Origin of the sequence: Aurantiacibacter gangjinensis (assembly GCF_001886695.1) — a bacterium.
Taxonomy (GTDB): Bacteria; Pseudomonadota; Alphaproteobacteria; order Sphingomonadales; family Sphingomonadaceae; genus Alteraurantiacibacter; species Alteraurantiacibacter gangjinensis.
This window is the reverse complement of the sequence record NZ_CP018098.1, coordinates 105785-131314: the sequence shown is the minus strand read 5'-3', so window position 1 is coordinate 131314 and position 25530 is coordinate 105785. Positions and strand designations below refer to the sequence as shown.

At 63.6% G+C, this 25530-nt stretch carries 26 protein-coding genes; 12 read left to right on the top strand and 14 right to left on the bottom strand.

Going from position 1 to position 25530, the window contains the following annotated elements; translation table 11 throughout:
* Positions 1–20: 20 nt before the first annotated feature.
* From tilS to BMF35_RS12820, 5 genes are all read right to left on the bottom strand, one after another.
* Positions 21–992, bottom strand: a complete 972-nt coding sequence (tilS, locus tag BMF35_RS12840; protein ID WP_052766141.1) for a tRNA lysidine(34) synthetase TilS — start codon at positions 990–992, stop codon at positions 21–23.
* Positions 970–1947, bottom strand: coding sequence for a tetratricopeptide repeat protein (locus BMF35_RS12835; protein WP_236781599.1), 978 nt, complete (start codon positions 1945–1947; stop codon positions 970–972). The genes tilS and BMF35_RS12835 overlap by 23 nt, the downstream gene beginning before the upstream one ends.
* A gap of 131 nt (positions 1948–2078) precedes the next feature.
* Positions 2079–3263, bottom strand: a complete 1185-nt coding sequence (locus BMF35_RS12830) for a helix-turn-helix domain-containing protein (RefSeq protein WP_052766142.1) — start codon at positions 3261–3263, stop codon at positions 2079–2081.
* A gap of 126 nt (positions 3264–3389) precedes the next feature.
* The gene (gene ptsP, locus BMF35_RS12825; protein ID WP_047007754.1) at positions 3390–5666 is read right to left on the bottom strand and encodes a phosphoenolpyruvate--protein phosphotransferase; all 2277 of its coding nucleotides are present in this window, start codon (positions 5664–5666) and stop codon (positions 3390–3392) included.
* 100 nt (positions 5667–5766) lie between these two features.
* Positions 5767–5922: a YdcH family protein gene (locus tag BMF35_RS12820; RefSeq protein WP_071961234.1), complete on the bottom strand. Its 156-nt coding sequence runs from the start codon at positions 5920–5922 to the stop codon at positions 5767–5769.
* Between the two features lie 213 nt (positions 5923–6135).
* Here BMF35_RS12820 and BMF35_RS12815 point away from each other — a divergent pair, with 213 nt between their 5' ends.
* Together BMF35_RS12815 and BMF35_RS12810 are read left to right on the top strand one after the other, a co-directional pair.
* Positions 6136–6333, top strand: coding sequence for a YdcH family protein (locus BMF35_RS12815; RefSeq protein WP_047007755.1), 198 nt, complete (start codon positions 6136–6138; stop codon positions 6331–6333).
* A gap of 111 nt (positions 6334–6444) precedes the next feature.
* Complete coding sequence (locus BMF35_RS12810; RefSeq protein ID WP_236781598.1) at positions 6445–6918, top strand: DUF1465 family protein; 474 nt, start codon at positions 6445–6447, stop codon at positions 6916–6918.
* A 6-nt stretch (positions 6919–6924) separates the two neighbouring features.
* Here BMF35_RS12810 and glpK read toward each other — a convergent pair whose 3' ends face one another.
* On the bottom strand, positions 6925–8400 hold the full coding sequence (gene glpK / locus BMF35_RS12805) for a glycerol kinase GlpK (protein WP_047007756.1): 1476 nt from the start codon (positions 8398–8400) through the stop codon (positions 6925–6927).
* 25 nt (positions 8401–8425) lie between these two features.
* On the opposite strand from glpK, the gene BMF35_RS12800 reads away from it, so the two are divergent.
* From BMF35_RS12800 to nadA, 4 genes are all read left to right on the top strand, one after another.
* Positions 8426–9364 (top strand): MBL fold metallo-hydrolase, encoded by a 939-nt coding sequence (locus tag BMF35_RS12800; RefSeq protein WP_082115754.1) that lies wholly within the window; start codon positions 8426–8428, stop codon positions 9362–9364.
* Complete coding sequence (locus BMF35_RS12795; RefSeq protein ID WP_047007757.1) at positions 9349–10014, top strand: DUF4230 domain-containing protein; 666 nt, start codon at positions 9349–9351, stop codon at positions 10012–10014. Before BMF35_RS12800 ends, BMF35_RS12795 begins: the two co-directional genes overlap by 16 nt.
* 70 nt (positions 10015–10084) lie before the next feature.
* Positions 10085–10858: a hypothetical protein gene (locus BMF35_RS12790; RefSeq protein ID WP_082115745.1), complete on the top strand. Its 774-nt coding sequence runs from the start codon at positions 10085–10087 to the stop codon at positions 10856–10858.
* Positions 10859–10929: 71 nt separating this feature from the next.
* Positions 10930–11922: a quinolinate synthase NadA gene (gene nadA / locus BMF35_RS12785; protein ID WP_047007758.1), complete on the top strand. Its 993-nt coding sequence runs from the start codon at positions 10930–10932 to the stop codon at positions 11920–11922.
* Here the strand turns inward: nadA and BMF35_RS12780 are convergent.
* Positions 11919–12686: a Brp/Blh family beta-carotene 15,15'-dioxygenase gene (locus BMF35_RS12780; protein ID WP_162273601.1), complete on the bottom strand. Its 768-nt coding sequence runs from the start codon at positions 12684–12686 to the stop codon at positions 11919–11921. The two genes, nadA and BMF35_RS12780, sit on opposite strands and share 4 nt — an antisense overlap.
* A gap of 46 nt (positions 12687–12732) precedes the next feature.
* Positions 12733–13623 carry a bacteriorhodopsin gene (locus BMF35_RS12775; RefSeq protein WP_047007760.1) on the bottom strand — a complete coding sequence of 297 codons (891 nt, stop codon included), beginning with the start codon at positions 13621–13623 and terminating at the stop codon, positions 12733–12735.
* 139 nt (positions 13624–13762) lie between these two features.
* On the opposite strand from BMF35_RS12775, the gene BMF35_RS12770 reads away from it, so the two are divergent.
* Positions 13763–15094 carry a DUF2254 family protein gene (locus BMF35_RS12770; protein WP_071961233.1) on the top strand — a complete coding sequence of 444 codons (1332 nt, stop codon included), beginning with the start codon at positions 13763–13765 and terminating at the stop codon, positions 15092–15094.
* Positions 15091–16416: a DUF2254 domain-containing protein gene (locus BMF35_RS12765; protein ID WP_047007762.1), complete on the top strand. Its 1326-nt coding sequence runs from the start codon at positions 15091–15093 to the stop codon at positions 16414–16416. Before BMF35_RS12770 ends, BMF35_RS12765 begins: the two co-directional genes overlap by 4 nt.
* On the opposite strand, the gene BMF35_RS12760 is transcribed toward BMF35_RS12765, so the two are convergent.
* Positions 16394–17296 (bottom strand): DMT family transporter, encoded by a 903-nt coding sequence (locus BMF35_RS12760; protein WP_047007763.1) that lies wholly within the window; start codon positions 17294–17296, stop codon positions 16394–16396. The genes BMF35_RS12765 and BMF35_RS12760 overlap by 23 nt on opposite strands.
* 65 nt (positions 17297–17361) lie before the next feature.
* Between BMF35_RS12760 and BMF35_RS12755 the strand changes: the two genes are divergently transcribed.
* Positions 17362–18243, top strand: coding sequence for an HpcH/HpaI aldolase/citrate lyase family protein (locus BMF35_RS12755; RefSeq protein WP_173426200.1), 882 nt, complete (start codon positions 17362–17364; stop codon positions 18241–18243).
* Between the two features lie 21 nt (positions 18244–18264).
* On the opposite strand, the gene BMF35_RS12750 is transcribed toward BMF35_RS12755, so the two are convergent.
* The gene (locus BMF35_RS12750; protein ID WP_047007765.1) at positions 18265–18471 is read right to left on the bottom strand and encodes a hypothetical protein; all 207 of its coding nucleotides are present in this window, start codon (positions 18469–18471) and stop codon (positions 18265–18267) included.
* On the bottom strand, positions 18468–19148 hold the full coding sequence (gene lipB / locus BMF35_RS12745; protein WP_047007766.1) for a lipoyl(octanoyl) transferase LipB: 681 nt from the start codon (positions 19146–19148) through the stop codon (positions 18468–18470). The genes BMF35_RS12750 and lipB overlap by 4 nt, the downstream gene beginning before the upstream one ends.
* Before the next feature lie 74 nt (positions 19149–19222).
* Here lipB and BMF35_RS12740 point away from each other — a divergent pair, with 74 nt between their 5' ends.
* Positions 19223–20041 (top strand): hypothetical protein, encoded by an 819-nt coding sequence (locus BMF35_RS12740; protein WP_047007906.1) that lies wholly within the window; start codon positions 19223–19225, stop codon positions 20039–20041.
* Here the strand turns inward: BMF35_RS12740 and BMF35_RS12735 are convergent.
* Together BMF35_RS12735 and arsC are read right to left on the bottom strand one after the other, a co-directional pair.
* Positions 20038–20682 carry a class I SAM-dependent methyltransferase gene (locus tag BMF35_RS12735; RefSeq protein ID WP_047007767.1) on the bottom strand — a complete coding sequence of 215 codons (645 nt, stop codon included), beginning with the start codon at positions 20680–20682 and terminating at the stop codon, positions 20038–20040. The two genes, BMF35_RS12740 and BMF35_RS12735, sit on opposite strands and share 4 nt — an antisense overlap.
* Before the next feature lie 43 nt (positions 20683–20725).
* The gene (arsC, locus tag BMF35_RS12730) at positions 20726–21070 is read right to left on the bottom strand and encodes an arsenate reductase (glutaredoxin) (RefSeq protein WP_047007768.1); all 345 of its coding nucleotides are present in this window, start codon (positions 21068–21070) and stop codon (positions 20726–20728) included.
* 144 nt (positions 21071–21214) lie between these two features.
* On the opposite strand from arsC, the gene BMF35_RS12725 reads away from it, so the two are divergent.
* On the top strand, positions 21215–23380 hold the full coding sequence (locus tag BMF35_RS12725) for a TonB-dependent receptor (protein ID WP_236781611.1): 2166 nt from the start codon (positions 21215–21217) through the stop codon (positions 23378–23380).
* Here the strand turns inward: BMF35_RS12725 and BMF35_RS12720 are convergent.
* Positions 23377–23940: a (2Fe-2S)-binding protein gene (locus BMF35_RS12720; protein WP_047007769.1), complete on the bottom strand. Its 564-nt coding sequence runs from the start codon at positions 23938–23940 to the stop codon at positions 23377–23379. The genes BMF35_RS12725 and BMF35_RS12720 overlap by 4 nt on opposite strands.
* Positions 23941–24110: 170 nt before the next feature.
* On the opposite strand from BMF35_RS12720, the gene BMF35_RS12715 reads away from it, so the two are divergent.
* The gene (locus BMF35_RS12715; protein ID WP_047007770.1) at positions 24111–25511 is read left to right on the top strand and encodes an MATE family efflux transporter; all 1401 of its coding nucleotides are present in this window, start codon (positions 24111–24113) and stop codon (positions 25509–25511) included.
* Positions 25512–25530: the final 19 nt, after the last annotated feature.

Here is a 25530-nt window from a genome sequence, read left to right as displayed (position 1 = left end):
TAGGGCAAATCGGGCAGGTTTCAGCGAGAGCGACGCGGCGGCTCTGGGCTGACATGCCATTCACTACCGCGCTTTTCAATAAGAAGCCCAGCGACATTTGCCTTGTTCGCGCCGTCGCGCAGAAGCCGTTCGATAAACGCCGATGCTTCGCCAAGCGCAAGTTCTGCTTGGAAGCGCTGAGCAGCAAAAAGCAACTGGTTCGCGACGATCTCGGTCCAGTCCGAATCCGGAAAGATGATGACGTCCTCGCGGACAAGCGCATGCGCGTCCCACACGGCTCTGCTCATCCCGCGCAGACTGCGATCTGCCTTTTCCAAATACTCGGTCGACCGGGCCATCATGACCGGGTCCAGCCAATCCGCTTTCGCAAGAGCGCGGCGGATTTGCACCCTTTCAAATTGGATGTTCGTGTTGGACGGATCATCAACAAAGGGAAGCCCTGCCTCGTCCACCACGGCGCGCAAATCGTCGCGGCGAAAATCGAGAACCGGTCGCACCAGCCAGGTCTTGCCGTCATCCAGCCTTGTACGCCGCCGAATGCCTGCCAAACCTGACAGCCCGCTACCACGATTGAGTCGCATCAACAGCGTTTCGGCCTGGTCGTCGACGTGGTGGGCAGTCGCGATTGCGCCCAGCCTACGTTGCTGTGCCCACTGCGTAAGGGCGGCGTACCTAGCCTTTCGCGCTTCGCCCTGCAGGTTTCCCTCCGCCACATGGACTCTGAGTACGGTGCATGGAATGTCACGCGCGGCACAAACGGATTGCACCAATTCACACTCCGCATCGGATTCCGGCCGCAGGCCATGATTGACGGTCGCCACTTCGATAGGCTCGAAGAACTCATGGCAAAGCAATAGCATGGCCATGGAATCCGGACCGCCGGAAACCGCCAGCCCCAGGGAGGTGGCCGGATGCCAGTCCGGAATGGAAGCGCTGAACTTCTCGTAGAGCGCCTCTACCAGTTCCGGATCAATTGCAGTCGACGCGGCCATTCAGGCCATCATACATGCTTTGCAGTCGCCCGATGGCGAGTGCGGGATAAGTGTCGCCGAACTCGGCCAGCGCGATGCAGGCGCGATTGGTGTCGCCCAGCGCAATCATGCTTTCCGCCAGATACAGCAGGCTGTCGGGCGCGCGGGCGCTCTGATTGTCAGACTGGTAATTCTGGAAGAAGTGCGTCGCTGCCGCGCGCGGCTCGCCCGCATCGAGGAAAGCACGACCGAGGAGGTTGCGGCCATAGGTCACGCGCGGATGGTTTGGATACTGTTCTAAGAACAATGAAAGCTGCTGCTGCGCCTCGGGATAGAAGCCTGCATCCCACAGGCGGAAGCCATAGACATATTCGTCATCGCCCGCATCGCCCGTGGCGGGCTTAGCGATCGCCTGCACTGCCGCGATGCGCGCTTCGCTGGGGCTGGAGGCGGCAGGAGGAGGCGGCGGCGTGTCGGCCACTGCGACTTCCACCGTATCATCGTCACCGGGCACTGGGATCACGCCGGTCGCTTGCGAACCCGAATTGGCGGGCCTCGTCGGAGCCGGTGCGGTCGTGGCCGCGCGGCCTTCGAGATTTATGATCCGCATTTCCAGCGTGGCGAGCGCGTTCTCATTCACCTCGGTGGCTGCGGTCAGGCGGGCGAGCTGCGCCTCAATGGCGTCGAGCCGCGTCAGCACACCGGTCAGCGCGGATGCGCCCACTTGCGGGGTGGCGTTCTGCGTGGGCTGCGCCTCGGGGCGAATTTCCGGCTCGAAGAACCGCTCGTCACCGCCGGGGAAGACGGCGCGCTGCAAGGCGCTGATTTCCTGCTCGATCCGGTCGAGCCGGCGATCCGTCTGCGCAGTGGCAGGCAGCGGGATGGCGAGCGCGAACACACCGGCGCAGATGGCTGCACGCCCTATGGCAAGGCGTTTTCCGGCAGCAGATTTGGTGGCTGTCATCCATCCGGTCATCGCGCATTCACTCCTTAAAACGTGATCGCCGCGGTGCGGCCTTATCGCACCATGCAGGCATTAACCAAGATAGCCGATTAACGCGCGCCGGAAAGCCGCGCCACCCCGTGTTTCCCCGACGTTCTGGCAGGCTATAGCTGCCCGTCCGATTCCTCGCCCGATGACGCTGCATCGCTGGCCGTCGGCGTCTGCGCAGGCGGCGTAGGGGCGGGCTCGGGTGTGTCGGACACCGGAGCCTGGTCGGGCTGCTGCGTAGGGGTGGGCTGCGGCGCGGGCGTAGGGGGGCGCGTCGGCGTAGCGGTCGGACGCGGCGTGGGTTGCGGGCTCGGCGAGGCGGCAGGACGCGCAGGAGCCGGCGGCGCGCTTGTCTGTGTGGCAGCGGGCTGCGGGCGCGCAGGCACAGACGCCGGATTTACGGGCTCATTCGTCGTCGGCTGCGTTGCAGGCACGACGCGGCTACCGAGTGCGAACCCGATGGTCTGCGCCACACCGGTGCGCGACAGCAGCGCCTCTGCCGAGATCGGCACGTCCTGTATCGTTTCCAGCTCGGTCGAGAGCTTGGCCACGGGCTGGCCGCCAATGGTGATGGCGAGGCGATCGGGGCGGCCGGTGATGATTTGCGGATCGACGGCATCGGCTGGCAGGGTGAAGGTGTCGCCCTCGGTCATCGTGCCTTCCTGCAGAACGCGGCCATTGCCGTCGTAGAAACGCACCCAGGTCTCGCCCTCGGCAGTAAACACGACCTCGCCGCTCGTATCGATCTCCGGCGCAGCGGCGGCCTGCTCTTGCCGCGCGGCGGCGGTCGCTGCAGCAGCCTCGGCTTCTTCGGCCTGCTGCTGCTCGACCAGCGAGGGCAGCTCGGCCGTCGGCTGGAACAGAGCGCGCGCGGCGAAGAAAATGCCTACCAGCAGGATCGCGACGGCAATAAGCGAAAACCACAGCAGCCCGCCACCCGGCGAGCGGCTGGGATCGCCCGGTTCGAACTTGCCGCGCCCGCCGCCAGACGCTGCGGCAGCTTCCTGTTCGGCAGCGTCGATTTCGGCGCGCACCATGCTGACCACGTCTTCCTGGTCGAGCCCTATTGTCTTGGCGACCGTGCGCGCGAAACCGATGGCGTAAGTGCGGCCCGGCAGCTTGCCGAATTCCCCGGCTTCCATGTGTTCGAGATGGGGACGGGAGATGCGCGTTTCGGAAGCCAGCTGCGCCAGCGACAACCCTCTCACTTCGCGCGCGGCGCGCAATTGCGGCCCGATACCCTGCGGCGCGGGAGACGGCTCGGGCGCGTCTTCGTCAAACGAGTCTTCAGTATCGGTCATGACCGCTCCAGCTGGGGGCTGCTGGTTCCAATGCGAACCTTGGTGAAAGAGACCACAATCGCGCGGGCGCGCGCCTGTCAAGTTATTGTGCAGTGCAAACGTTCTCGCGGCCTATTCGCAAATACACTATTCAACGTCGATTTCGCGCGCGTCGGCCCACTCCTGCAGTGCGACGCGCATGTCCGGCGGCGGGCTCGCCAGCCAGCCATTCATTGCATCGGCAATCTCGCGCGTATCGATCTTGCGCACCAGCTCCTTGATCGGACCGACAGCGGCAGGCGTGATGGAGAGGCGGCGGATGCCGAGGCCGAGCAAGGCCAGCGCTTCCAAGCGGCGACCGCCCATTTCACCGCATACGCCAAGATTCACCGGGTGGCCGACGCAGCTTTGCACCACCCGCTTGAGGAACCGCAGGATGGACGGGCTCACCCAGTCATAGCGTTCCGCCAGCATCGGGTTTGCCCGGTCGGCAGCAAACAGGAATTGCGTGAGATCGTTGGTACCGATCGAAATGAACTTCAGGCGCGGAATCAGCAGGTCCAGCGTCTCGGCCAAAGATGGCACTTCCAGCATGACTCCGAAATTGATGGCGCTGGGAAGCTGGTGCTTTCGCTTTTTCAGGTAATCGAGCTGCTGATCGAACACCTCTTTGGCGGCATCGAATTCCCACGGTTCGCTGACCATGGGGAACATCACGTTCAGCTCCCGCCCGGCGCAGCCTTCCAGCAAAGCACGGGCCTGCGCTTTCATCAGCCCCTTGCGCTCCAGCGCCAGGCGAAGCGCACGCCAGCCCATGGCGGGGTTCTCGTCCTCCTTGGCGTTCTCGCTGGAGATATAAGGCAGCGACTTGTCGCCGCCGATATCGACCGTGCGGAAGATGACCTTCTTGCCCTTCGCCGCATCCAGCACATCGCGATAGAGGCGCGCCTGCCGCTCGCGCTGCGGCAGGGCGGCGGAAACGAGGAACTGGAATTCGGTGCGATAAAGGCCGATCCCGTCCGCCCCCGTCATCGCCAGCATGCCGACATCATCGCGAAGCCCTGCATTCATCATAACCTCGATGCGCTCGCCATCGCGGGTGAAAGGCTCGACATCGCGCAGTTCGGCATAGGCGGCGCGCTTGGCGCGGCTTTGTGCAAAGCGCGCTTCGAAAGCGGTCAGCACTCCGCCGGAAGGGCGCAGGGTGACCGTGCCAGCATCGCCATCCACCAGCATTTCGTCGCCATCACGCACCAGCCCGCGCACGTTCTTCGCCCGCCCGATCACCGGTACGCCCATGGCACGCGCCACGATCACGACATGCGCGGTGAGACTGCCTTCCTCCAGCACCACGCCTTTCAGGCGCCGCTTGTCATATTCCAGCAGCTCGGCCGGACCGAGATTCTTGGCGACGAGGATGGAGTCCTTCGTCAGCCCCTTCTGTGCCGCGGTACCCAATTGGCCGGACACGATGCGGATCAGCCTGTTCGCCAGATCTTCCAAATCATGCATCCGATCCTGCAGGAGCGGGTCGGAAATCTCGCGCATGCGCATGCGGGTGCGCTGCTGAACACGCTCGATGGCAGCCTCTGCCGTGAGGCCGCTATCAATCGCCTCGTTGATGCGGCGGCTCCAGCCTTCGTCGTAGGCGAACATCTTGTAGGTTTGGAGAACCTGCTCGTGCTCTTCGCCCACGCCGAATTCGGCCTGGCTCGCCATATTGTCGATCTGTTCGCGCATGCGGTCGAAAGCGAGGTAAACGCGCTGCCTCTCCGCCTCCACGTCTTCCGCCACCACCTGCTCAATGGTCACGCGCGGCTGGTGGAAGACGGCCTGTCCGATGGCGAGGCCCTTCACCAGTTTCAGCCCTTCGATGGTCACCTGTCCGGTCTGCGCTTCGGCGGACGCACCGGCGATCTCTTCCTCGTCGACCAGCCCGGCATTGGTGATGAGCTCGGCCAGCACCATGGCCACCGTTTGCAGCGCCTCGATCTCCACATCCTCGTAGCGGCGCGGATCGATATGCTGCACGCAGACCACGCCGATGGCGCGCTCCCGCCGCACGATGGGCACGCCAGCGAAGGAGTGGAACTTCTCCTCGCCGGTTTCGGGGCGGTATTGGAATTCTGGATGGGTCGCTGCCTCGTCGAGGTTCAGCGTCTCGATATTCTGGGCGATGGTGCCGGTCAGCCCCTCCCCCACGCCCAGCCGGGTAACATGAACCGCCGCCTGGTTCAGCCCGCGCGTGGCGAACAGTTCCAGCATGCCGTCGCGCAGCAGGTAGATCGAGCAGACTTCGCTATCCAGCGACTCTCCGATCAGCTCCACCACGCGGTTCAGCTTGCCCTGCGCGTGGGTGCGCGCCGCCATCACTTCGTGAAGGCGGGTCAGGATCAGGCGGGCGGAAGAAGCGGCAGCTGACATTACACCGCCTGCTATAGCACAGGAAATGTTTTGCAAATCGTGAGCAGGCGCGAGCGGCACGGCCCGCGCCTTTTCACGTGACCGATTTGCGTGGCCGCCTTCAGTTCAGCGCGATCTCTTCTTTCACACGCAGCTTCATTTTCTTGAGCGCCTGGATCTTCGCACTGTCGGGAGCGGGCCTGTTCATCTCTTCGCGCAGCTGTTTGTCGAGCCCGGAATGCTTTTGCTGAAGGGCGTGGACATGCGAAGTTTCCATGAGCAGTCTCCTGTTGGGATGCGGGCCGGACCATCCGGCCTGCGGGGGACCCATCGCAGCGACTCGCCATGCGGCGAGTGCCGCGTGAGTGTCATAAAATCATAATAGTCGCGTTCCGCCAAATCGCAGGCGATGAAACGCCTCTTGGCAGAGCCATCCCGATGGGGGAAAATACCCGCCGCAAAGTGGTGCGATATCGAGGGAAGCCACGGCATGACCGAAGACGAAATGCGAAAACGGCTGGCGGCCCTGCGCACCGAGCATCGCGATCTCGACATCGCCATTTCCGCGCTGTCCGATACCGGCGGGCCGGACCAGTTGCAGGTCGCCCGGCTGAAGAAACGCAAGCTCTTGCTGAAAGACCAGATCGCCGTATTCGAGGACTATCTCACCCCGGACATCATAGCCTGACGGCAGCAGCGCAGGTTACCGCAGAAAATCCGTATCCCATCGGGACAGGGTGGAAAGCTTGTGCAGATTAACCAATGGTGCTGTGGCAGGGGCGCGAGGGAGACATTAGCCATGACCGACATGCCCCACACCGCGACGATTTCCCCCTCCATCATCGAGACGCTGTATGAAGACGCGCTTGTCCTTGCCGACGAGGCGCGCGCCGCGTTCGACCTGGGCGAGAGCGTGGGCGGATTGGGCGAGGATGCCAGCATGATGCGCATGGCGATGAGCTGCGAGGCATTGCGCACGACGACGCGCATGATGCATGCGATTGCCTGGCTGCTGAACCAGAAAGCCTATTTCTCCGGTGAAATGACCGAGTTCCAGCTGCGCCATCATGGCCGTCTTCCACCTGCCCAAGCAGCCCCGGAGGCTGCGCAGATGCGGCTGCTGCCGCACTACGTCGCGGACCTGGTTGAGCGGTCGGTGGCGTTTTACGCCCGTGTCGAGAGGCTGGACAAGGCATGGCGCGCCAGCTTCGCGCTGCAACCGGCTGCGGTGCATCGCCTGCGCGAACGGCTCGGCTGCGCCTTTGCCGGTTGAGGCAGGCTAGACCTTCGCGATAGCCGCTTCCCAGCGCGCCACGCGCTCGTCCCGCGTGTCTGCATTCATGTTCGGCCTGAACGTGCGCGTGCTGCCAATCATTGCATTCGCAGCTGCCTGTAAATCAGCATGCATTCCGCATCCTACGGCAGCGAGCATCGCCGCGCCGAGCGCGGTCGTCTCCACGAAATCCGGCCGCGTCACCGGCAGGCCTAGAACGTCGGCAATGTCCTGCGCCATCCAGTCATTGGCAGACATGCCGCCATCCACCTTCAGACCGGTCCAGTGCGCGCCGTCGGCTGCGAAGGCCAGCGCGAGGTCGTGCGTCTGGTGACTCATCGCTTCGAGCGCCGCGCGGGCGATATGCGCCCTACCCGTATCGAAGCCGAGACCGGTGATGCTGGCGCGAGCATCGGGTCGCCAATGCGGCGCGCCAAGGCCCGACAGCGCAGGCACGATCACCACGCCGCCGCTATCCGTGATGCTACGGGCCAGCGCTTCGGTTTCGCCTGCATCGTCGATCAACCCCAGCGTATCGCGCAGATATTTAATGAGGCTCCCCGCCACGAACACCGCGCCTTCCACGGCGTAATGTCGCTCGCCGTCCAGCTGGTAAAGCACGGTGGAGAGCAGCCGGTTGTCGGATGTCGGCACGGTGGAGCCGGTATTGGCGAGAATGAACGCGCCTGTGCCATAAGTCGCTTTCGTATCGCCGGGCGAGAGGCAGCCCTGCCCGATCGTCGCCGCCTGCTGGTCGCCCGCCATGCCGCAGATCGGGATTGCGTTACCAAAGAGCGCGCTATCGGTTTCGGCCAGCTCGCCAGCGCAGTCGACAATATCGGGCAAGACAGCGCGCGGCACACCGAACAGGTCTAGCAAATCCTCGTCCCATTCGCCCTGTTCCAGATTATAGAGCAGCGTGCGGCTCGCATTGCTGGCATCGCTGATGAAACGTGCGCCGCTTGTGAGCTTCCAGACCAGCCAGCTTTCCACCGTGCCCATGGCCAGCGTTCCCGCATCGGCAGCGGCGCGCACCGCGTCGTCATTTTCCAGCAGCCAACGCATCTTCGTGCCGGAGAAATAGGGATCGAGCAGGAGGCCGGTGCGGCTGCGGACCATGTCCTCTTGCCCGCCTTCTTTCAACTTCGCGCAGGCATCGGCGGTGCGCCGATCCTGCCAGACGATGGCGCGCGTCAGCGGCTCGCCTGTCGTCTTGTCCCACGCCACCACGGTTTCGCGCTGGTTGGTGATGCCGATCGCCGCCACTTGTGCGGCCCCGCCAGCCTTCTCGACCATCGCCTGCGCGCAGCGCAGCGTCTTGTTCCAGATTTCGGCGGCGTCGTGCTCCACCCGGCCGCTGGCGGGATAGAACTGCTCCAGCTCCTCCTGCGCCACACCATGGAGCGCGCCTTCGCCGTCGAACAGCATGGCGCGCGTGCTGGTAGTGCCTTCGTCGAGAACGAGGATGTTGGCTCGCGTCATTGTCTATCCTCTCTTTGCCCGCCATATGGCCGTGATGGCCCTGCCCGATCAACCCTGGCCCACCGGCGACGTGGAGCGGCCCGAACCGCTGGTCGCGCGCGTGCTGGCGCCCAATGCCTCGCCCTTCACCTATACGGGCACGCAGACCTATCTGGTGGGCAGCGAGGACGGGCTGGCGGTGATCGACCCCGGCCCGGACGACAAACAGCACATCGCCGCGCTGCTGGCCGCAATCGGCGATGCCGAGATCGTCGCGATCATGTGCACGCACACCCACCGCGACCACTCTCCCGCCGCCGCACCGCTGGCCGAAGCGACAGGCGCGCCCATCGTCGGCTGCGGGCCGCTGGTCATCAATACGGACGAGCCGCGCCTCGATGCCGCTTTCGACCGCACTTACGCGCCCGACCGTGTGCTGGCCGATGGCGAGAGCGTATCCGCCCCCGGCTGGACGCTCACCGCCATCGCCACGCCCGGTCACACATCCAACCACCTGTGCTTCGCTTTGGAAGAGAGCGGCGCGGTCTTCACAGGCGACCATGTCATGGGCTGGTCGACCAGTATCATTGTGCCGCCCGACGGCGATATGGGCCATTATCTCGAAAGCTTGGCGCTCCTCTACGAGCGCAAGCAGGACAAGGTCTATTACCCCGCCCACGGCCCTGCGGTGACAAAACCGCACCAGCTTGTCCGCAGCACGCTGGGCCATCGCCGCGCGCGCGAAAAACAGATCGGCAAGCTTCTGGCAGGCGGTGTCCCAGCGAAGGCTGGGACCTCGCGCAGTAAGAGCCAGAGGTCCCAGCCTTCGCTGGGACTCACGATAGAGGACCTCGTCCCGGTCATGTATAAAGGCCTTGACGAGCGAATGTGGCCTGCGGCCGGACTGAGCGTCAAGGCGCACCTACTCGACATGGAACGGCGCGGCATCGTCAGCCGTTCGGGCGATATATGGCAGACGATCTGATATCCGACGAGAAAAGCCGCGCGCCGCGCTCCGGCATCCGCCGCGGGGCGCCCTGGCTGGTGGTGATCCTGCTAGCCGCGGCGCTGGCGTGGCTCGCTTGGGAGCGCTGGGGGCCGCGAGAGGAAGGCGACATCATCGCCACCTCCATGGTCGCTTTCGAGCGGCAGAACGCCCTCACCGTCTTTTCCAGCCGTTTCGATGTGGTGGCGGAAAGCACGAGCACGCCCAGCGTCGGCCCGCTGCCGATAGATGCGCTCGAGTCGCGGCAGGCGATGATCGTGCCGGCGACGGTCGAATACCGGCTGGACCTCTCCACCATGGATCGCGGCGATTTCGCGTGGGATGAAGCAGCCCAGCGCCTGACCGTGGAGCTGCCGCCGCTGCAGGTCTCGACGCCCAACCTCAACGAGGCCGAGGCGCGCTATTTCACCGACGGCATCTATGTCAGCCGCGATGCCTCGGTCTCGCTCAGCCGGTCGAATTCGGAGATTGCCCAGCGCCGCGCCCTGCAATTCGCCCGCGCACCCGAGATCATGACCATGGCCCGCAACGCCGCGCGCGAGGCGGTGCGGCAAAACCTTGCCATCCCGCTTTCGGTGTCGGGCTTCGAGAATGTGCAGGTCGACGTCCGCTTCGCCAATGAAAGCTGATGGTTAAGTCCGCGATTTGACCGCCCTGTTCGCACCTGCAATAAATGCAGGAGCAGTAGGGGGCTGTAGATTGGCAAGCATCGCCAAGCGGGCATCTGCGGGGGCAGGTGGCACGCGGTTTTTCACGATCATGGCGTGGGTGATGTCGATCATCATCGTGGCCGGTTTTTCGCTCAATCTCGCCGTGGGCCGGTCGAGTTTCGACACGCCCGCCGCCTATCACATCCACGCCGTGATCTTCATGGGCTGGATCGCGCTTTACCTCGCGCAGCATATGACAATCGCGCGCGGAGCGGTTGCGCTGCACCGCCGCCTCGGCCGCCTCGCCTATGGCTGGGTCGCCGCCATGGTCCTGTCCGGCAGCGTCATCATGATCGTCGTCACGCGGCGCACGGGCGGACCGTTCTTTTTCGACGTGAACGAGTTCCTCATTAGCAATCTTGCCATGCTGCTGTGTTTTGGCGGGCTGGCGCTATGGGCGCTGCGCCGCCAGCGCTACACGGGCTGGCATCGCCGGCTGATGCTGTGTGCCATGGCGGTGTTGACCGGTCCGGGTCTCGGACGCCTGCTGCCCATGCCGCTGATGATCCCCAATGCATGGCTCATCACGACGCTCTGCACCTTCCTGTTTCCGGTCATCGGCATGATCGCCGACAAGCGTATGACCGGCGCGGTCCATCCCGCCTACCAGTACGGCCTGTGGATTTATGTGCTGACTTTCGGCCTCTCCATGCTGCTGGCCTACTCTCCGGCAGGGTATGCTTTTACCGAATGGGTCGTCGCCGGAACGCCCGGTGCCGAGCGCCCGATGCAGGCATTCCTGCCGACGGGTTTGGAGCTGTGATAGGAACGCCCTCGCCTTGCCTGCCGTTGTGGGTATAAGCGCCAGCAACGCCACATCAGACGGGGCCAAACATGACCGACCAGACCGCCATTCCCGCCGGGATCGACCTGCGCGAAGAGATCGACCGGCTGCGCAAGGAGCGCAATGCCGTGATCCTTGCGCATTATTACCAGAAGCCCGAATTGCAGGATCTGGCCGATTTCGTCGGCGACAGTCTGGAACTGTCTAAGAAGGCCGCCGAAACCGATGCGGATGTCATCGCCTTTTGCGGCGTCAAGTTCATGGCCGACACCGCCAAGATCCTCAGCCCCGACAAGATCGTGGTGCTGCCAGACATGGAAGCGGGTTGCAGCCTGGAAGACAGCTGCCCTCCGGAGAAATTCGCCGCTTTCCGAGAGGCGCATCCCGACCATATCGCGCTGACCTACATCAATTGCTCGACCGAGGTGAAAGCCCTGTCGGATGTGATTGTGACCAGTTCCAGCGCGGAAACGATCCTGCAGCAGATTCCCAAGGACCAGCCGATCATCTTCGGTCCGGACCGCCACCTTGGCGGCTATCTCAACCGCAAGTTCGACCGCGAGATGCTGCTATGGCCGGGCGTATGCATCGTGCATGAGGCGTTTAGCGAGCGTGAATTGCTCAAGCTGAAAGCCGAGCATCCCGATGCGCCGATCGCTGCGCACCCCGAATGTCCGCCGCATATCATCGACCATGCCGACCATGTCGGCTCCACCAGTTCCATCCTGCAATACGCCAAGACCTTCCCCGGCGACACGCTGATCGTGGCGACCGAGCCGCATATCATCCACCAGATGGAAAAGGCGTTGCCGGAGAAGACCTTCCTCGGCGCGCCGGGCGCGGACGGGAACTGCAACTGCAATATCTGCCCGTATATGGCGCTCAACAACATGGAGAAACTCTATCTCTGCCTGCGCGGTCTGGAACCGCGGATCGAGATCGAGGAAAGCCTGCGGGTGAAAGCCAAGGCCAGCCTCGACAAGATGCTGGAAATGGCGAGCGGCACAATTGGCAAGGGTGATCTTGGGCCGGCCAGCGCCTAACGCTCCAGCCGCTCCGCCAGCATGTGCGGGGTGGTGAAGCCGAAGGCGATGGCGGCCATTAGCGTCAGCGGCAGCCATCCGTTTAGCCAGGCTGCGGCCACGCCTGCGGCTCCGATAATCGCGAGAATGGTGGTTGGCGCCTGCGCCATGGCGACCGCGCGCGCGCCATAGCGGTCTATCTGCTCGCGCTGGAGCGGGAGGGCGTGGCCGACGAGGAAGGCGGTTCCGACCGCCAGTACCGGGTGGAGAAAAGCGACCGCGCCAAGTGTCAGCCAAATCGGGAAATCACGCGGATGTTTCCAGAGGCGTATCGCCGCGCACGCCACGCCTACGACGCCAACCGCGGCCCACGCATAGAGCCATGGCAGCGGCAGCTGTTCGCCTACCAAGGCAGCGAAGATCGCCGCCGTTTCATCGAAGCGGAACAGCATCGATCCGCCGGTCGCCAAGGCCGCGAAGGCTACGCCGCGCCATAGCACGGCATCGTCGGATCGTGCAAAGTGCCACGTCGATAGCGCCAGGAAGAGGGTGAGGCCAGCGAGCGGCATGACCGCGAAGAACGCCGCGATGGCAAGGCCCGCGACGATATAAGCCAGCGCCGACCATAGGCCGAAACGGCGGATTTCGCCGTCCTGCTCATCCCCGGCACCATGCGCGGTGCCCAGCAGGAAGAAAAGCGCACCCAGCGCGATGGCGGGCGCTTCTCCGGCGATGTGGGCCACCACCGCCAACGCGCCGACGACAAAAGGAAGGGCGGCCCACACGTCGCGCGTGGGCCGCCCCTTTCCGGCTGCGCATGCAGCCTGCATGTCAGTCGCCGCGCTGCGATGCGACCTTGGATGCCACAGGCTCGGTGCTCAGCGCCTCGGCGGCGGGGACATAGCCTTCCAGCGCGCTGCGACGCAGGACATAGCGCGACAGGATGATGCCGAAGATCAGCTTCGTCGAAATGTCGGCGATGGAGAACAGCAGCTGGCGCGTCACCACGATATCGCCGGTGAAGCCAAGCTGCGGCAAGGCGTAGGCGATGGGGTAGATGCCCCAGGTGGCGAGGAAGTACCAGAACAGGCGGCGTGGCCATGCGGAAATGGCCGGGGGACTGTTGGCGATACCGGCGGTGATAACGCCGCGCACCTCGATAATGAGCCACACAAAGAACACGGTGGAGATCACACCCCAGATGTTCAGGCGCGACCAGTCACCGGTTTCACCGAACTGGCCGTAAAGCCCGGTCCAGATCATCAGCACGCCGGGAATGATCATACGTAGCGCCCGCTTGTGCAGATCGGGCCTCGCCAGTGCAAAGGCGATGGGCAGCTGCGTCAGCAGGATCGGGACGGTGATCGTCCAGTTGCCGTAGCGGAAGGCGTTGGTAAAGCTGTTCCCCTCAGCTAGCGGCTGGTACATCGCGCCGTCGAAGGCATAGCTTGCTTCCCACAGCGAAAATTCGCGGAACAGACTGAGGCCCGCGCTCGCCATAACGAGGGCAGACATGATCGGCACTAGCCGATAGCGCGGCGCCACCTGCATGGCGGCGAACAGGAAATACAGGATGAAAGCGAAATGCGCGCCGTAGCTCACCATCAGGATCAGCGATCCGGTGGTATATTCGCCAGCGGTCAGGGGAATAAGGTTTTCAATACTGCCTGTAAGAGCACCGTTGGCGCTCTCGGCCGGAAGCTGCGCTTCTACTGGAACCATGGCTAGTCCTCGCAAGTCGACCCACATTTGTTAGCTTATTATCGACTACAGCCTGTCGGGGGTCGGTTCCGGCAAGACCTACGCAACTAAAGTGGCGATTGGTCGTTTAGGTTCCCATTCCAACACGAAGGTGCGTTGCTTGTCAAAACTGCAGTTTCCCGACGGTCCGTACCTTGGAAGGCTCGGCTGGATAGCGCATAGAATCGTCGCAAGTTACTGGGGTTTACCGCTGCTGGCAGTGTTTTCCTCATGGCCCGCCGCCCTGCTGATCCTTCACCTGGACCGCGAGGGGTTGAGCGACACGATCAGGAATGCAGACCTTTCCATCGTCGCCAATGCGGACGCAGCGCAGCAGGTTGTGACCAGCGCCGTTGCCATCAATGCGGCCTTCCTTACGCTCTATTTCTCGCTCACCCTGCTCGTGCTCACGGTCGCCAGCAGCAATCTTGGCGTACGCCTGGTGGATCGCTGGCTGGACAAGGGGCTGGTGCGCGTTTCGCTGGCCGGCCTCGCTTTCACGCTGTTGTTTTCGCTGGGCGCCCTGGGCGCTGTGGATGCTGACGCCCCGTTCGAGGAATTGCCCCTCGGCTTGGTTACGACAACAGTCTTCCTGCAAGGCGTGAACGTCGCCATGCTGACCATTGCGCTGCACGATCTTGGCCGCACGATCTTCGTCGACAGGTCCATCGCCAATCTCGGCGAGGACGCCAAGGCTGGTCCGGTATCGGTAGAAGCGCGCGATCCGGCGGATTTGGACTGGGCGCAAAGGGTCTGCTCGCCGCGCGAAGGCTATGTCGAAGGCAATAACCTCGACCGCTTGGCAAAGCATCTGGACGGACGGGGCGGTATCGTGCGCGTTTGTGCAGCGCCGGGCCAGCACGTGCTTGAGGGCGAAACCCTGCTTCTGCTGGAGCAGGATGTTTCGGGCAGCGTCGACGAAGGAAAATTGCTCGGCTGCGTGCCGGTGGGCGACTTTCGCAGCGACGGGCAGGGCGCGGTCTTCCGCATCCGCCTGCTGGTCGAAATCGCCGCGCGCGCCCTCTCGCCTGCGGTGAACGATTTCTACACCGCGCTCACGGCAGCGGACAGGCTGGGGGCGGCTGTGCTGGGTCAGCGCAAGAACTGGGTCGATCAGGGGCAGGTCGCTGCCTATCGTAACGGCACGCTGTTCGAGCTGCCCGGACAGGATTTTCGCGGACTGTTCGAAGATCCGCTCAACGCTTTCCGGCAGGCCGGCTGCCAGTATCCTTCGGTCTCGATCCGGATGATCAACAATTACGCCCGGATCCGCGATATCGTGCTGGACGATGGCCAGTCCGACCAGTTCGCCGAGTTTCTCGAAAAACTTGCGCGCGAATTGCGCGATCATGCGATGTCGGTCACCGATTATGACGGTGACCGAAAGGATATCGCGGACGCCTTCACCGAAGGGTTTGAAAAAGACGAAACGCATACGAGGGGCACGCCGTGAAGGCCGAACTGAAATTCTTTTGGGCGCGGCTCAATGCCAATTACTGGTTCTATCCCGCGCTGTTCGCAGGCCTGGCCGTCGCGCTGGGGCTGATTTGCATCTGGCTGGATCGCAGCGGCTTTGCTTCCTTCCTCAACGATGTGGAATGGTTGCGGCCTGCGCGCCCAGGTAGCGCATCGAACCTGCTGCAGGTGATATCGGGCAGCATGATCGCGGTAGCATCGACCGTGTTCTCAATCACCATCGTGGCGGTCAGCTTTGCCAGCGGCAGCTATGGGCCGCGCCTGCTGACCAATTTCATGGAAGACAAGGGCAACCAGCTTTCGCTGGCCACCTTTATCGGCACATTTGTTTATGCGCTGGTGGTGCTGCGCGCGGTGCGCGCGGAGGACGAAAGCCCCTCGCAGACGGCGGATGTGGCAACCGCCCTGCCCGGTTTCGTGCCGCAACTCTCATTGCTCGTCGCCTTCATTCTCATGGGGATTTCGGTCGCGGTGCTGGTGTTCTTCCTCAACCACGTGCCCTCCAGCATCCGCATCAACAAGGTCATCGAAAGCATCGGCTCCCGGCTGTTGCGAGAGGTCAAGGATACCTACCCCAATGAGGGGCAAGACGACGGCCGGTTGGAAAAGCCGCGCGGCTGCGAGGTTAAGGCGGAAAAGGCAGGTTATGTCCAGCTGATCGATTACCAGGATCTGGAGCGGCTTGCGAGGCGCTGTGAATGCGAGATCGTGCTGCGCGTGCGCACCGGCGATTTCCTGCACAAGGGCCTGCCTATCCTCGAAATCGCCAATGGCACATGCGACGAAGATTGCATGGCCGAGGTGAACGCATGCTTCACCCAAGGTCCTTCGCGCACACCCGAACAGGACCCGCAATTCCTGATCGACGAGCTGGCCGAAATTGCCCTGCGCGCGCTATCGCCGGGCATCAACGATCCCTTTACCGCGGTCACCGCACTGCACTGGTTGGGGGCCGCAACGGCGGAGCTGGGTTGCCGCGACCTTTGGAAGAATGTGTGCGAAAGCGATGAGGAGGATTGCCCTGTCTATCCGCTGGCGGACGATTTCTCCCACTACGTGCAGCGCGGCTTCGGTTCGATCCGCAGCGCCGCGGCCACCAGCCCGATTGCATGCAAGATCATGATCGAAGTGCTGGAAAACGCGGCGATGACGATCGATGCAGAACAGCGCCGGGCGCGCCTGATGCTGGAAGCGAGACTGTTGCACGAACAGGCACAGATCGCGCTGGACGGTCCCGACCGGCGCGAGGTGGAACAGCGTTTCGAGGAATCCCAGCTCAGGCTGACCGACCCGCGCTGACGAGGCGCGGAGCTTTGGCACGCGCCAGCACCAGCGCGCTGCCGACCAGCACGATGCCCAGCATGTCGAGAGGCACCAGCATCTCGTCGAAGCGCCACCAGCCGACCAGAGCGGCGACCGCGGGCTGTGTCAGGAGAGCGATACCGATCACCAGCGGCGGGAAGAGCCGCAGCGCGTAGACCAGCAGACCCTGTCCCACGATCTGGCTGGATAGCGCGAGCAGCAGCACCGGCGTCCAGTCCGTCGGCCAAAAGGTTTCTCCCATGGCCATGGCGTAGAGAAACAGCACGACGGTGCTGGCGCAGCTCGAAAGGGCCAGCAGGCTCCAGCTACCCATGCTGCGCCGCGCATCCTGCAAGAGAAGCAGATATCCGGCGTAGAGCAGCCCTGCGAGCAGGCAGAACAGGTCGCCGCGGAAGTTCACGATGGAGAGGTCGAGTGAACGCCCCAGCAGAATCGCCGAGCCTGCAAGCGCCGCGACGATGGCCTGCCATTCCCTCCCCGCAGGCAGGCGGCGTAAAGTGATAAAGGCCCAGACCATCAGGATGATGCTGCCCGCGTTGCCGAACAGCGTCGCATTGGCGAGGCGGGTCTGTTCGATCCCGATATGCCAGCTGGCGATGTCGAGACCGAAAAACACGCCGCCTGCCAGCACCAGCCAGACGGTCTTTCTTGGCAGGCCGCGTAAGCTTTCGCGGTTCGCGGCAGCTAGCAGGAACAGCACCGGCAGGGCCAGCGCCAGCCGCCAGAAGCCCGCGCTGACGGGGCCGGTATCGGCCAGGCGCACCAGCCACGGCCCCAGCGCCAGCGCGATATTGCCGCCCAGCAGCGCGGCAATCCCCAGCAGGCGGGCAGCAGGCGTTTCGGCTTTCTCTTCCACACACGCGCTCTAGCGCGCTTCCCCGGCTTGGCTATAGGGAAGCCGCAAGCAAGGAGAGAATGCCGATGCCGATCCGATCATGGCTGTTCGTGCCGGGCGATAGCGAGAAGAAGCTCGGCAAGGCGCCCTCGACCGGTGCCGATGTGCTGATCGTCGATCTGGAAGATGCGGTCGCGCCGCAAGCGAAGGAGGCTGCGCGCGGCACGACGCGCGAATGGCTAAACGGCGAGCGCGGCACGGACGCAGCCTACCAACGCTGGGTGCGGATCAACCCGCTCGACACCGATCTCTGGCGCGATGATGTGGGCGCGGTGATGGGCGGTGCCCCCGCCGGTCTGGTTGTGCCGAAAGCTGCCGGGCCGCAGCAGCTTTCAGCGCTGGCCGCGATGTTGGAGCAAGAGGAAGCGCGCCACGGGCTGGCGGCGGGCAGCACGCAGCTGCTCCCGCTGGTGAGCGAAACCGCAGCTTCCGCACTTACGATGGCCACCTATGCCGATCCCGAAAATGCCCAGCCGCGCCTGCTCGGGCTGACCTGGGGCGCAGAAGACCTTTCCGCCGCAATCGGCGCGGTGCGCAAGCGTGATGATCGAGGCCGCTGGACCGACCTGTTCCGCATAGTGCGCGCGCAGACCTTGCTTACTGCGCACGCCGCAGGCGTCGCTGCCATCGACACACTGCATGCCGATTTTCGGGACATGGACGGGCTGCGGCGCGTGGCCCGCGATGGGTATGGGGATGGTTTTGCCGGGATGCTCGCCATCCATCCAGCGCAAGTTGCCATCATCAACGAGGCGTTCTCACCCAGCGCGGACGAGCTCGCCAACGCGCAGGCTATCGTCGATGCGTTCGAAGCCAATCCCGGCGTCGGCGCGCTGCAACTGGATGGGAAGATGATCGACCAGCCGCATTTCGAACAGGCGAAAAAGCTGCTCGCACGGGCTGAATAAGGCCTACTCCTCCGCAGCGGCCTAGTCGTCATCGCCTTCTTCACCAGCGCGCAAGGGTGGCTGCGAGCGGGTTTCGGCGATGGGCAGCATGTCGTCGCTGATCGAACCTTCCAGAACTTCGCCGCTAGCCTCGCGGCCGTCATCACCTTCGGGAATGGCCGCCTCTTCCTCGCAGGCCGACAGCAAAAGCAGCGGCGCGGCAGCGATCAGGGCGATGCGGGGTGTCATGGTGTCGGGCCTTCCGGTGTTTCGATGGCGGAGAGGAAATCCGCCGCGCGCGCCAGCAATGCCTCATCCCACTCGCCCGGCGCAACACTCTTTCCCAGCCGCTCCATGCTGGTGACGCCGTATTCCGCGATGCCGCATGGCACGATGCCGGTGAAATGCGACAAATCGGGCGAAAGGTTCACAGCAAAGCCGTGCATCGTCACCCAGCGCCGAACCCGCACGCCGATAGCCCCGATCTTCGCTTCGCTACCATCAGCCTCGCGCGTCCAGATGCCGATCCGGTCGGGCACGGCAAAGGCCTCGACACCGAAATCTCCGAGCGTGGCGATGACCCAATCCTCCAGCGCGTGGACGAACAGGCGCACATCCTTCGCGCGCCGCTTCAGGTCCAGCAGAACGTAGGTCACCCGCTGGCCGGGGCCGTGATAGGTGTAGCGTCCGCCGCGCCCGGTCTCCACGACATCGAAACGCGGATCGACCAATTCGGCGACATCGGCGCTGGTGCCCGCGGTATAAACGGGCGGATGCTCCAGCATCCAGACCAGTTCCTGCCCGCGACCTTCGGCTAGAGCGGCGTTGCGCGCTTCCTGCTCGGCCAGCGCCTCGCGATAGGGCACCTGCCCGTCGCTGCGACGCCACTCGATGCCGGAATCGGGAGATAAAGCTGCATCAATCATATGTTGGCGATTGCTTGGCGACGCGGCCCGCGTTTATCAATGGGGCAATCAAGCAAAACGCGAAGGCGAAGCAGATGAAACTCGATCTCGGTGCAGCATGGAACGAGGCGGTGGCCATGATGTCCGCCAACAAGGAAGTGCTGCTGGTGCTCGGCGGTATTTTTTTCCTGCTGCCCGCCATGCTGATGGCCTTCCTGATCCCGGCGATGCCGCAGGATCCGATCCAGACCATGGCGGATGTTGAGCGGCTGGGCGAACAGGTTCAGGCAATCTATGCCGATTGGTGGTGGCTCTATCTGCTGGCAATCGTCATCCAGATGGTTGGCTATCTCGCCATTCTCGCTTTGCTGCGCGATGGCAGGCGGCCCAGCGTCGGCGAGGCCATCGGCGACGGCGCGAAGGCTCTTTTACCGGCAATTGCTACTTATCTGCTCTTCACCATCGGCCTGAGCTTGGTCCTCGCTCTCCTCCTGGCCCTGACCGCTGCCACCGGCGGCATCGCCGCTATCGTAACGGTGCCGCTGATGGTGATCGGCACGATCTATCTTGCGGTCAAAGTCTCGCTCTCCGCACCGGTCATCGCGGTGGAGAAAGTGCGCAATCCCTTCACCGTGCTGGCACGCAGCTGGAAGCTGACCAAAGGAAATAGCCTGCGCCTGTTCATCTTCTTCCTGCTGATCATGATCGTTTACATCGTGATCTCGCTGATCCTCAGCATGATCATGGCATTGCTGGGCGCATTGATGGGCGCGGAAACGGGCGCCATCCTCGTCGCCTTCTTCTCCAGCCTCGTTGGCGCGGTTTTCACTATCGTGATGATCGCAGCGATTGCAGCGGCGCACCGCCAGCTTGCCGGTCCGTCCGAACCACGGATCGCGGAAACCTTCGACTAGGCAGCGTCGCTTTTGCCGCTCGTCTGCCATCCCCATGCGAGAATGCATGGCGGAATGTTGAACCATGCCATGTCGGTGGTCACGCGCGGGAAATAGCGCGCCGTCAGGTCGCGGGCGACGCCCTTGAACTGGTAGGTCATGAACGCACCGCCCTCGCGCACCACGCGCGATGTCGCCTCCACGATGGACTGGCCGACGCCTTCGGGCAGGGTGGAGAAAGGCAAGCCGGAAAGGACGTAATCCGCCTTTTCGTGGCCGATCATACGCACGATCTCTTCCACATCCGCGGCACTGCCGAGCACCGCGTGGAAGCGGCTGTCGGTGAAGGCACGCTTTAGATAGTCGATGAAAAGCGGGTTGGTGTCGATCACCAGAAGCTCGCCGTCACGCGGCAACCTGTCGAGCACGCTCTGGCAGAAGGTGCCGACGCCGGGGCCGTACTCCACGAACAGCTTGCAGTTTGCCCAATCGACGGGCTCCAGCATGGCGTCAATCGTGCTGCGCGAGGACGGAATGACGGAGCCGACCATGCGCGGCTCTCGCAGGAAGCCCTTGAAGAACACGCCTGCCGGGCCGACTGCCCGCATCACGCGCTGGCGTAGGCCGATGCGGCGCTTCTGCGCCAGCTCGTTACTGCTCATGAATAGCCACCCTTACGATCAGGCCCATACTGTCCCAGCAAGCTTAGAGAATGTCCAGTACCCTGTCTTGCGGGCGGCATAGGCGCACGCCTTTCTCCGTTTCCACGATCGGGCGGTTGATGAGGATGGGGTCGGCGACCATCGCATCCAGAACGCTGTCGTCATCGGCGTCGGGCAGGCCGCGCTCTTCTGCATCGGTGCCGCGCAGGCGCAGGCCCTCGGCAGGCGTCATGCCCGCATCCGCGAAGAGCTGCACCAGCTTGTCGCGCGCGGGCGGCTCTTTGAGATATTCCACGACAGTCACATCGACCGAGGAGAGGTTTTCCAGGATCGCCAGCGTCTTGCGCGATGTCCCGCATTTCGGGTTGTGCCAGATCGTGGCTTTCATGGGTCCGTACTCCTGAAACTGGTGTCCTGTGTCGCTTCGGCGCACTAGCGGGCGAGGTTTTTTGCCTCAATGGCATATTTGCTGTTGTCATTGATAATCACTCGCAATAAAGGCGTTCTTGCAAATGACTTGCAATAACGACTCGTGAGGGAATTCATCATTCGTACCGTCTTCTTCCGTGCCGCCCTTCTTGCAGGCGCGACCGCCTTGGCCCCCCTTCCGGCACTTGCCGACACTGTCGATTCGACGGACAATACCGAGGGTGCGGACCTGACCGATCCCGATGGCGACCGCGATTACCTGCCGGGCAATATCGTCGTCACCGGTACGGCGCAGGGCTATGGCGAGGATGACGGTTCCACCGGCATGAAGACCGAAACGCCGATCATCGATGTGCCGCAGACGGTGACTTTCATCACGGACGACCAGCTGGAAGACCAGTCCATCCGCCAACTGGGTGAGGCGCTGCGCTTCGTGCCCGGCATCAGCCTGGAAACAGGCGAAGGGCACCGCGACGAGATCTTCATTCGCGGTCAGGAAACCACGGCGGACTTCTATCTCGACGGCCTGCGTGACGATGCGCAATATTATCGCCCGCTCTACAATGTCGCGCGGATCGAGGTGCTGAAAGGTGCCAATGCGCTGATCTTTGGCCGCGGCGGCGGCGGCGGCGTGGTCAACCGCGTAGCCAACCGCGCCAGCCTCAACGGCTTTTCCGGCGAACTCGATAGCAGCGTCGACACGTTCGGCGCATGGGCGATTGTGGGCGGCATCAACGCGCCTGTCAGCGACTCCGTCGCCTTCCGCGTGGATACGACCTACGAGCAGTTCGACAACAATCGCGATTTCTATGACGGGCATTTCTTCGGCATCGCACCGACGCTGACCGCAGAACTGGGCCCGGATACGCGTCTCTTCGCATTCTACAGCTACGACAATGACGAGCGGCTGGTGGATCGCGGCAATCCTGCCGATGGCGACGGTCCGCTGCGCGGCTTCCAGGATACGCTGTTCGGCGCAGGCGATTTCAACGACACCGAAGTGCATGTTCACATCGCCCGCACCCGGCTGGAGCATGATTTCTCCGAGGCGCTGTCGGCCAATGTCACGCTGCAATATGCCGATTACGACAAGGGCTACCAGAACATCTTGCCGCGCGGCCTTCGCAATGGCGGCACCGATGTCGAGTTCTCGGGCTACCGCGACGAGCAGACGCGCGAGAACTTCATCGCGCAGGCCAACCTTGTCGCCAATTTCTCCACCGGTAGCATCGGCCATACGCTGATGCTGGGCGTAGAAGGCAGCTGGCAGGACAGCTTCAACGGCCGCGCCAACGCATTCTTCGACGACGGGGCCGGCGGCCTCAACAGCCGTGTGACACTGCCTCTGGCCCAGACGTTTACCTTCCCCGCCATCTCGCTCGGCGCGCCGGTGCGCGATCGCCACTCGGAGCTGGAAGTCTTCAGCGCTTATATCCAGGACCAGATCGCCATCGGCGAAAATCTCGAGCTGATTGCCGGCCTGCGGTTTGACCGCTTCGACCTTCAGACCGAAGAGCGGCTGACCAGCACCAGCGGCGACCGGGTGGACGAGGTGTTCTCCCCGCGCTTCGGTATCGTCTACCAGCCTTCCGACATGCTCTCGCTCTATGCGAGCTATGCCGAAAGCTTCCTGCCGCAGGCAGGCGACCAGTTCTTCCTTCTGCCGCCCAGCAGCGAGGCGTTCGAGCCGGAGAAGTTCACAAATTACGAAGTCGGCGTGAAATACGCGCCTACAGCGGAATTGCTGCTGACGGCTGCCATCTTCCAGGTGGAGCGGACCAATACGCGCGGCCCCGATCCGGCCGACCCGACCGTCACGGCGCTGGTGGGCGAAAGCCGCGTGCGCGGTTTCGAAGCCAGCGTTGCCGGGAACATCACCGACGCCTGGAGCATCAATTTCGGCTACACCTATCTCGACGGCGAAATCACCGAGACCAGCACATTCGGCGCGGCAGGCCTCACCTTGCAGCAGTTGGCCGAGCACCAGGTCAGCGCATGGACGCGCTTGCAGGCGACCGATCGGCTGGGCTTCGGCCTCGGCGCCATCTGGCAGGATGAGCAATTCGCCAGCTTCTCCAACGATGTGGTGCTGCCCGATTATCTGCGCGTCGATGCGGCGGTGTTCTTCGACCTCACGGACACGATCGCCCTGCAGGCCAATGTCGAAAACCTTTTCGATGCGGACTACTTCCCCAGCGCGCATGGCGACAACAATCTGCAGCCGGGCGAACCGCTGAATGTCCGTTTCGGAGCGCGCCTGCGCTTCTAGGAACCCAGTCCGTCCCCATCGGATGTGCCCCCACGCATCCCCGGGACGGCACGCGCCGCGTCCTCAGCCTCGATCCCCGGGGCGGGCGCGGCGCTAATCGTTTCGCGGCGGCGCGCGACGCGCCCTGCGCGCTGCACCGCTTGCACCAGTCGCGGATAGACCCCGCAGCGGCACAGGTTCGGGATGGCATCGCGCACATCCTGCTCGCTGGGATCGGGATTGCGCTGGATCAGCGCGGCAGCGGCGATGGCGATGCCTGGCGTGCAGAAGCCGCACTGGATCGCCTGCTCCGCCACCAGCGCCTGCTGCACCGGGTGAGACCGGTCGCGGCTCAGCCCCTCGATCGTGGTGATAAAGCGGCCTTCTGCCTCTGCGATGGTGACAAGGCAGCTGCGCAGCGCCTCGCCATCGACCAGCACCATGCAGGCCCCGCAATCGCCCACGCCGCAGCCATATTTGGTGCCCGTGAGGTTTGCCGCATCGCGTAGCGCGAAAAGCAGCGGCGTCTCCGGGTCCATCTCGAACTCCAGCGGCCTGTCGTTCACGGTCATTGCGGGCATGCGGCGGGTTCCATCGGGGTCGGCGGGTTTCCAGCGCTTTGTGCGGCAGGCGATGGCGAATGTCGAGCGGCGAGCCCCGCATCTTCCCCGCCCGCCCCGCTTGCTATTGCGCGGCTGCCCGCTAGGGGTGGTGCCCCGCCGCAGGCGGTCGAGACGCCAGACGGGACAGCATGCCAGAAACGCACGAAGACGCGCAGGACGAGGGGACCGGCAGCCGGGCCAAGCTGGTCAAGGGCTCCATCCCCGGCCATCTGGTCAAGCAGACCACCCCCGCCGTGGTCGGCGTCGCCGCGATCATGTCGGTCGGCATTATCGATGCCTATTTCGTCGGTCAGCTCGGCCCCAGCGAACTTGCCGCCATCAGCTTCATCTTCCCCGTTATCACCGCGCTGCAAAGCCTTGGTGTCGGCGTGATGGTGGGCGTCAATTCAGTCGTCAGCCGCGCGCTGGGCGAAGGGAATGACGACAGTGCGCTCTCCCGCGCCAATCTCGGCATGGCGCTGGGGCTCGTCGCAGGTCTTGCCACTGGGCTTTTGCTTTATCTGCTGCGCCAGCCGCTTTTCGAGCTGATGCAGGCCGATGCCGATATCCTGCCGCTGATCGATGAATATATGGCGCCCTATGCGCTCGGCTTCCCGCTAATGATGACGATGATGGGCATGAACGGCGTGTTGCGCGGCCAAGGCGCAGCCAAGGCGAACACTGCCGTGCTGCTGGTCTATTCGGCGGCGAACTGGGTTCTCGATCCGCTTCTGATTACTGGCATGTTCGGCATCGAAGGCTTCGGCATTGCAGGGGCCGCCTATGCCACCATCGGCGGCTGGCTGATCGCCATCGTCGCCGCTTTCCTGCTGCTCGGCCGGTACGACCTGCCGTTCCGCCCGTCCGCCATGACCCAGTGCGATGTGCGCACGCAGATGGGTGCGATCACCCGCGTCGCCGGCCCGGCGGCGTTCACCAATTCGATCAACCCGGCAGGCCTCGCCGTGCTGACATCCTTCCTTGCCGCCGAGGGGGCTGCAGCGGTCGCCGGCTTCGGCGTTGGCGGGCGCTTGCAGAGTTTCGCCGTGGTGCCGCTATTGGCGCTGTCCGGTTCCATCGGCGCCATCGTCGGGCAGAATTGGGGTGCATCGCAATATGACCGGGCGCGAAACGCGTTGGTGCAGGCCGGGCTGTTCTGCATCGGCTACGGGCTTGCGGCGGCCATCGTCATTTTTATGGCGCGCGAATGGTTTGCCCAGATCTTCAGCGAAGAAGCGGACGTCACCGAAGCCGCTGTGTCCTATCTCGCCATTTCGGTCTGGGGCTATGCCGGGTTCGGCGTGCTGATCGTGGTCAACGGCGCGCTCAACGCCATCGATCGCGCGGGCAATGCGCTCGCTTTGTCGCTTACCCGCGTACTGCTGGTGATGGTGCCATTTGCCTGGCTGCTGCGCGGTGCGCTGGGGACCGAGGCGGTGTATTGGGCCGAGCTTGTCGCCAATGTTTCGGGCGGCCTCGCCGCTGCCGCCATCGCCTGGTGGGTGCTATGGAAACGCCCCGGAACTGGCGAGCAGTCCGGGGCGTCCTGAATTCTGGCGATTGTCGCGC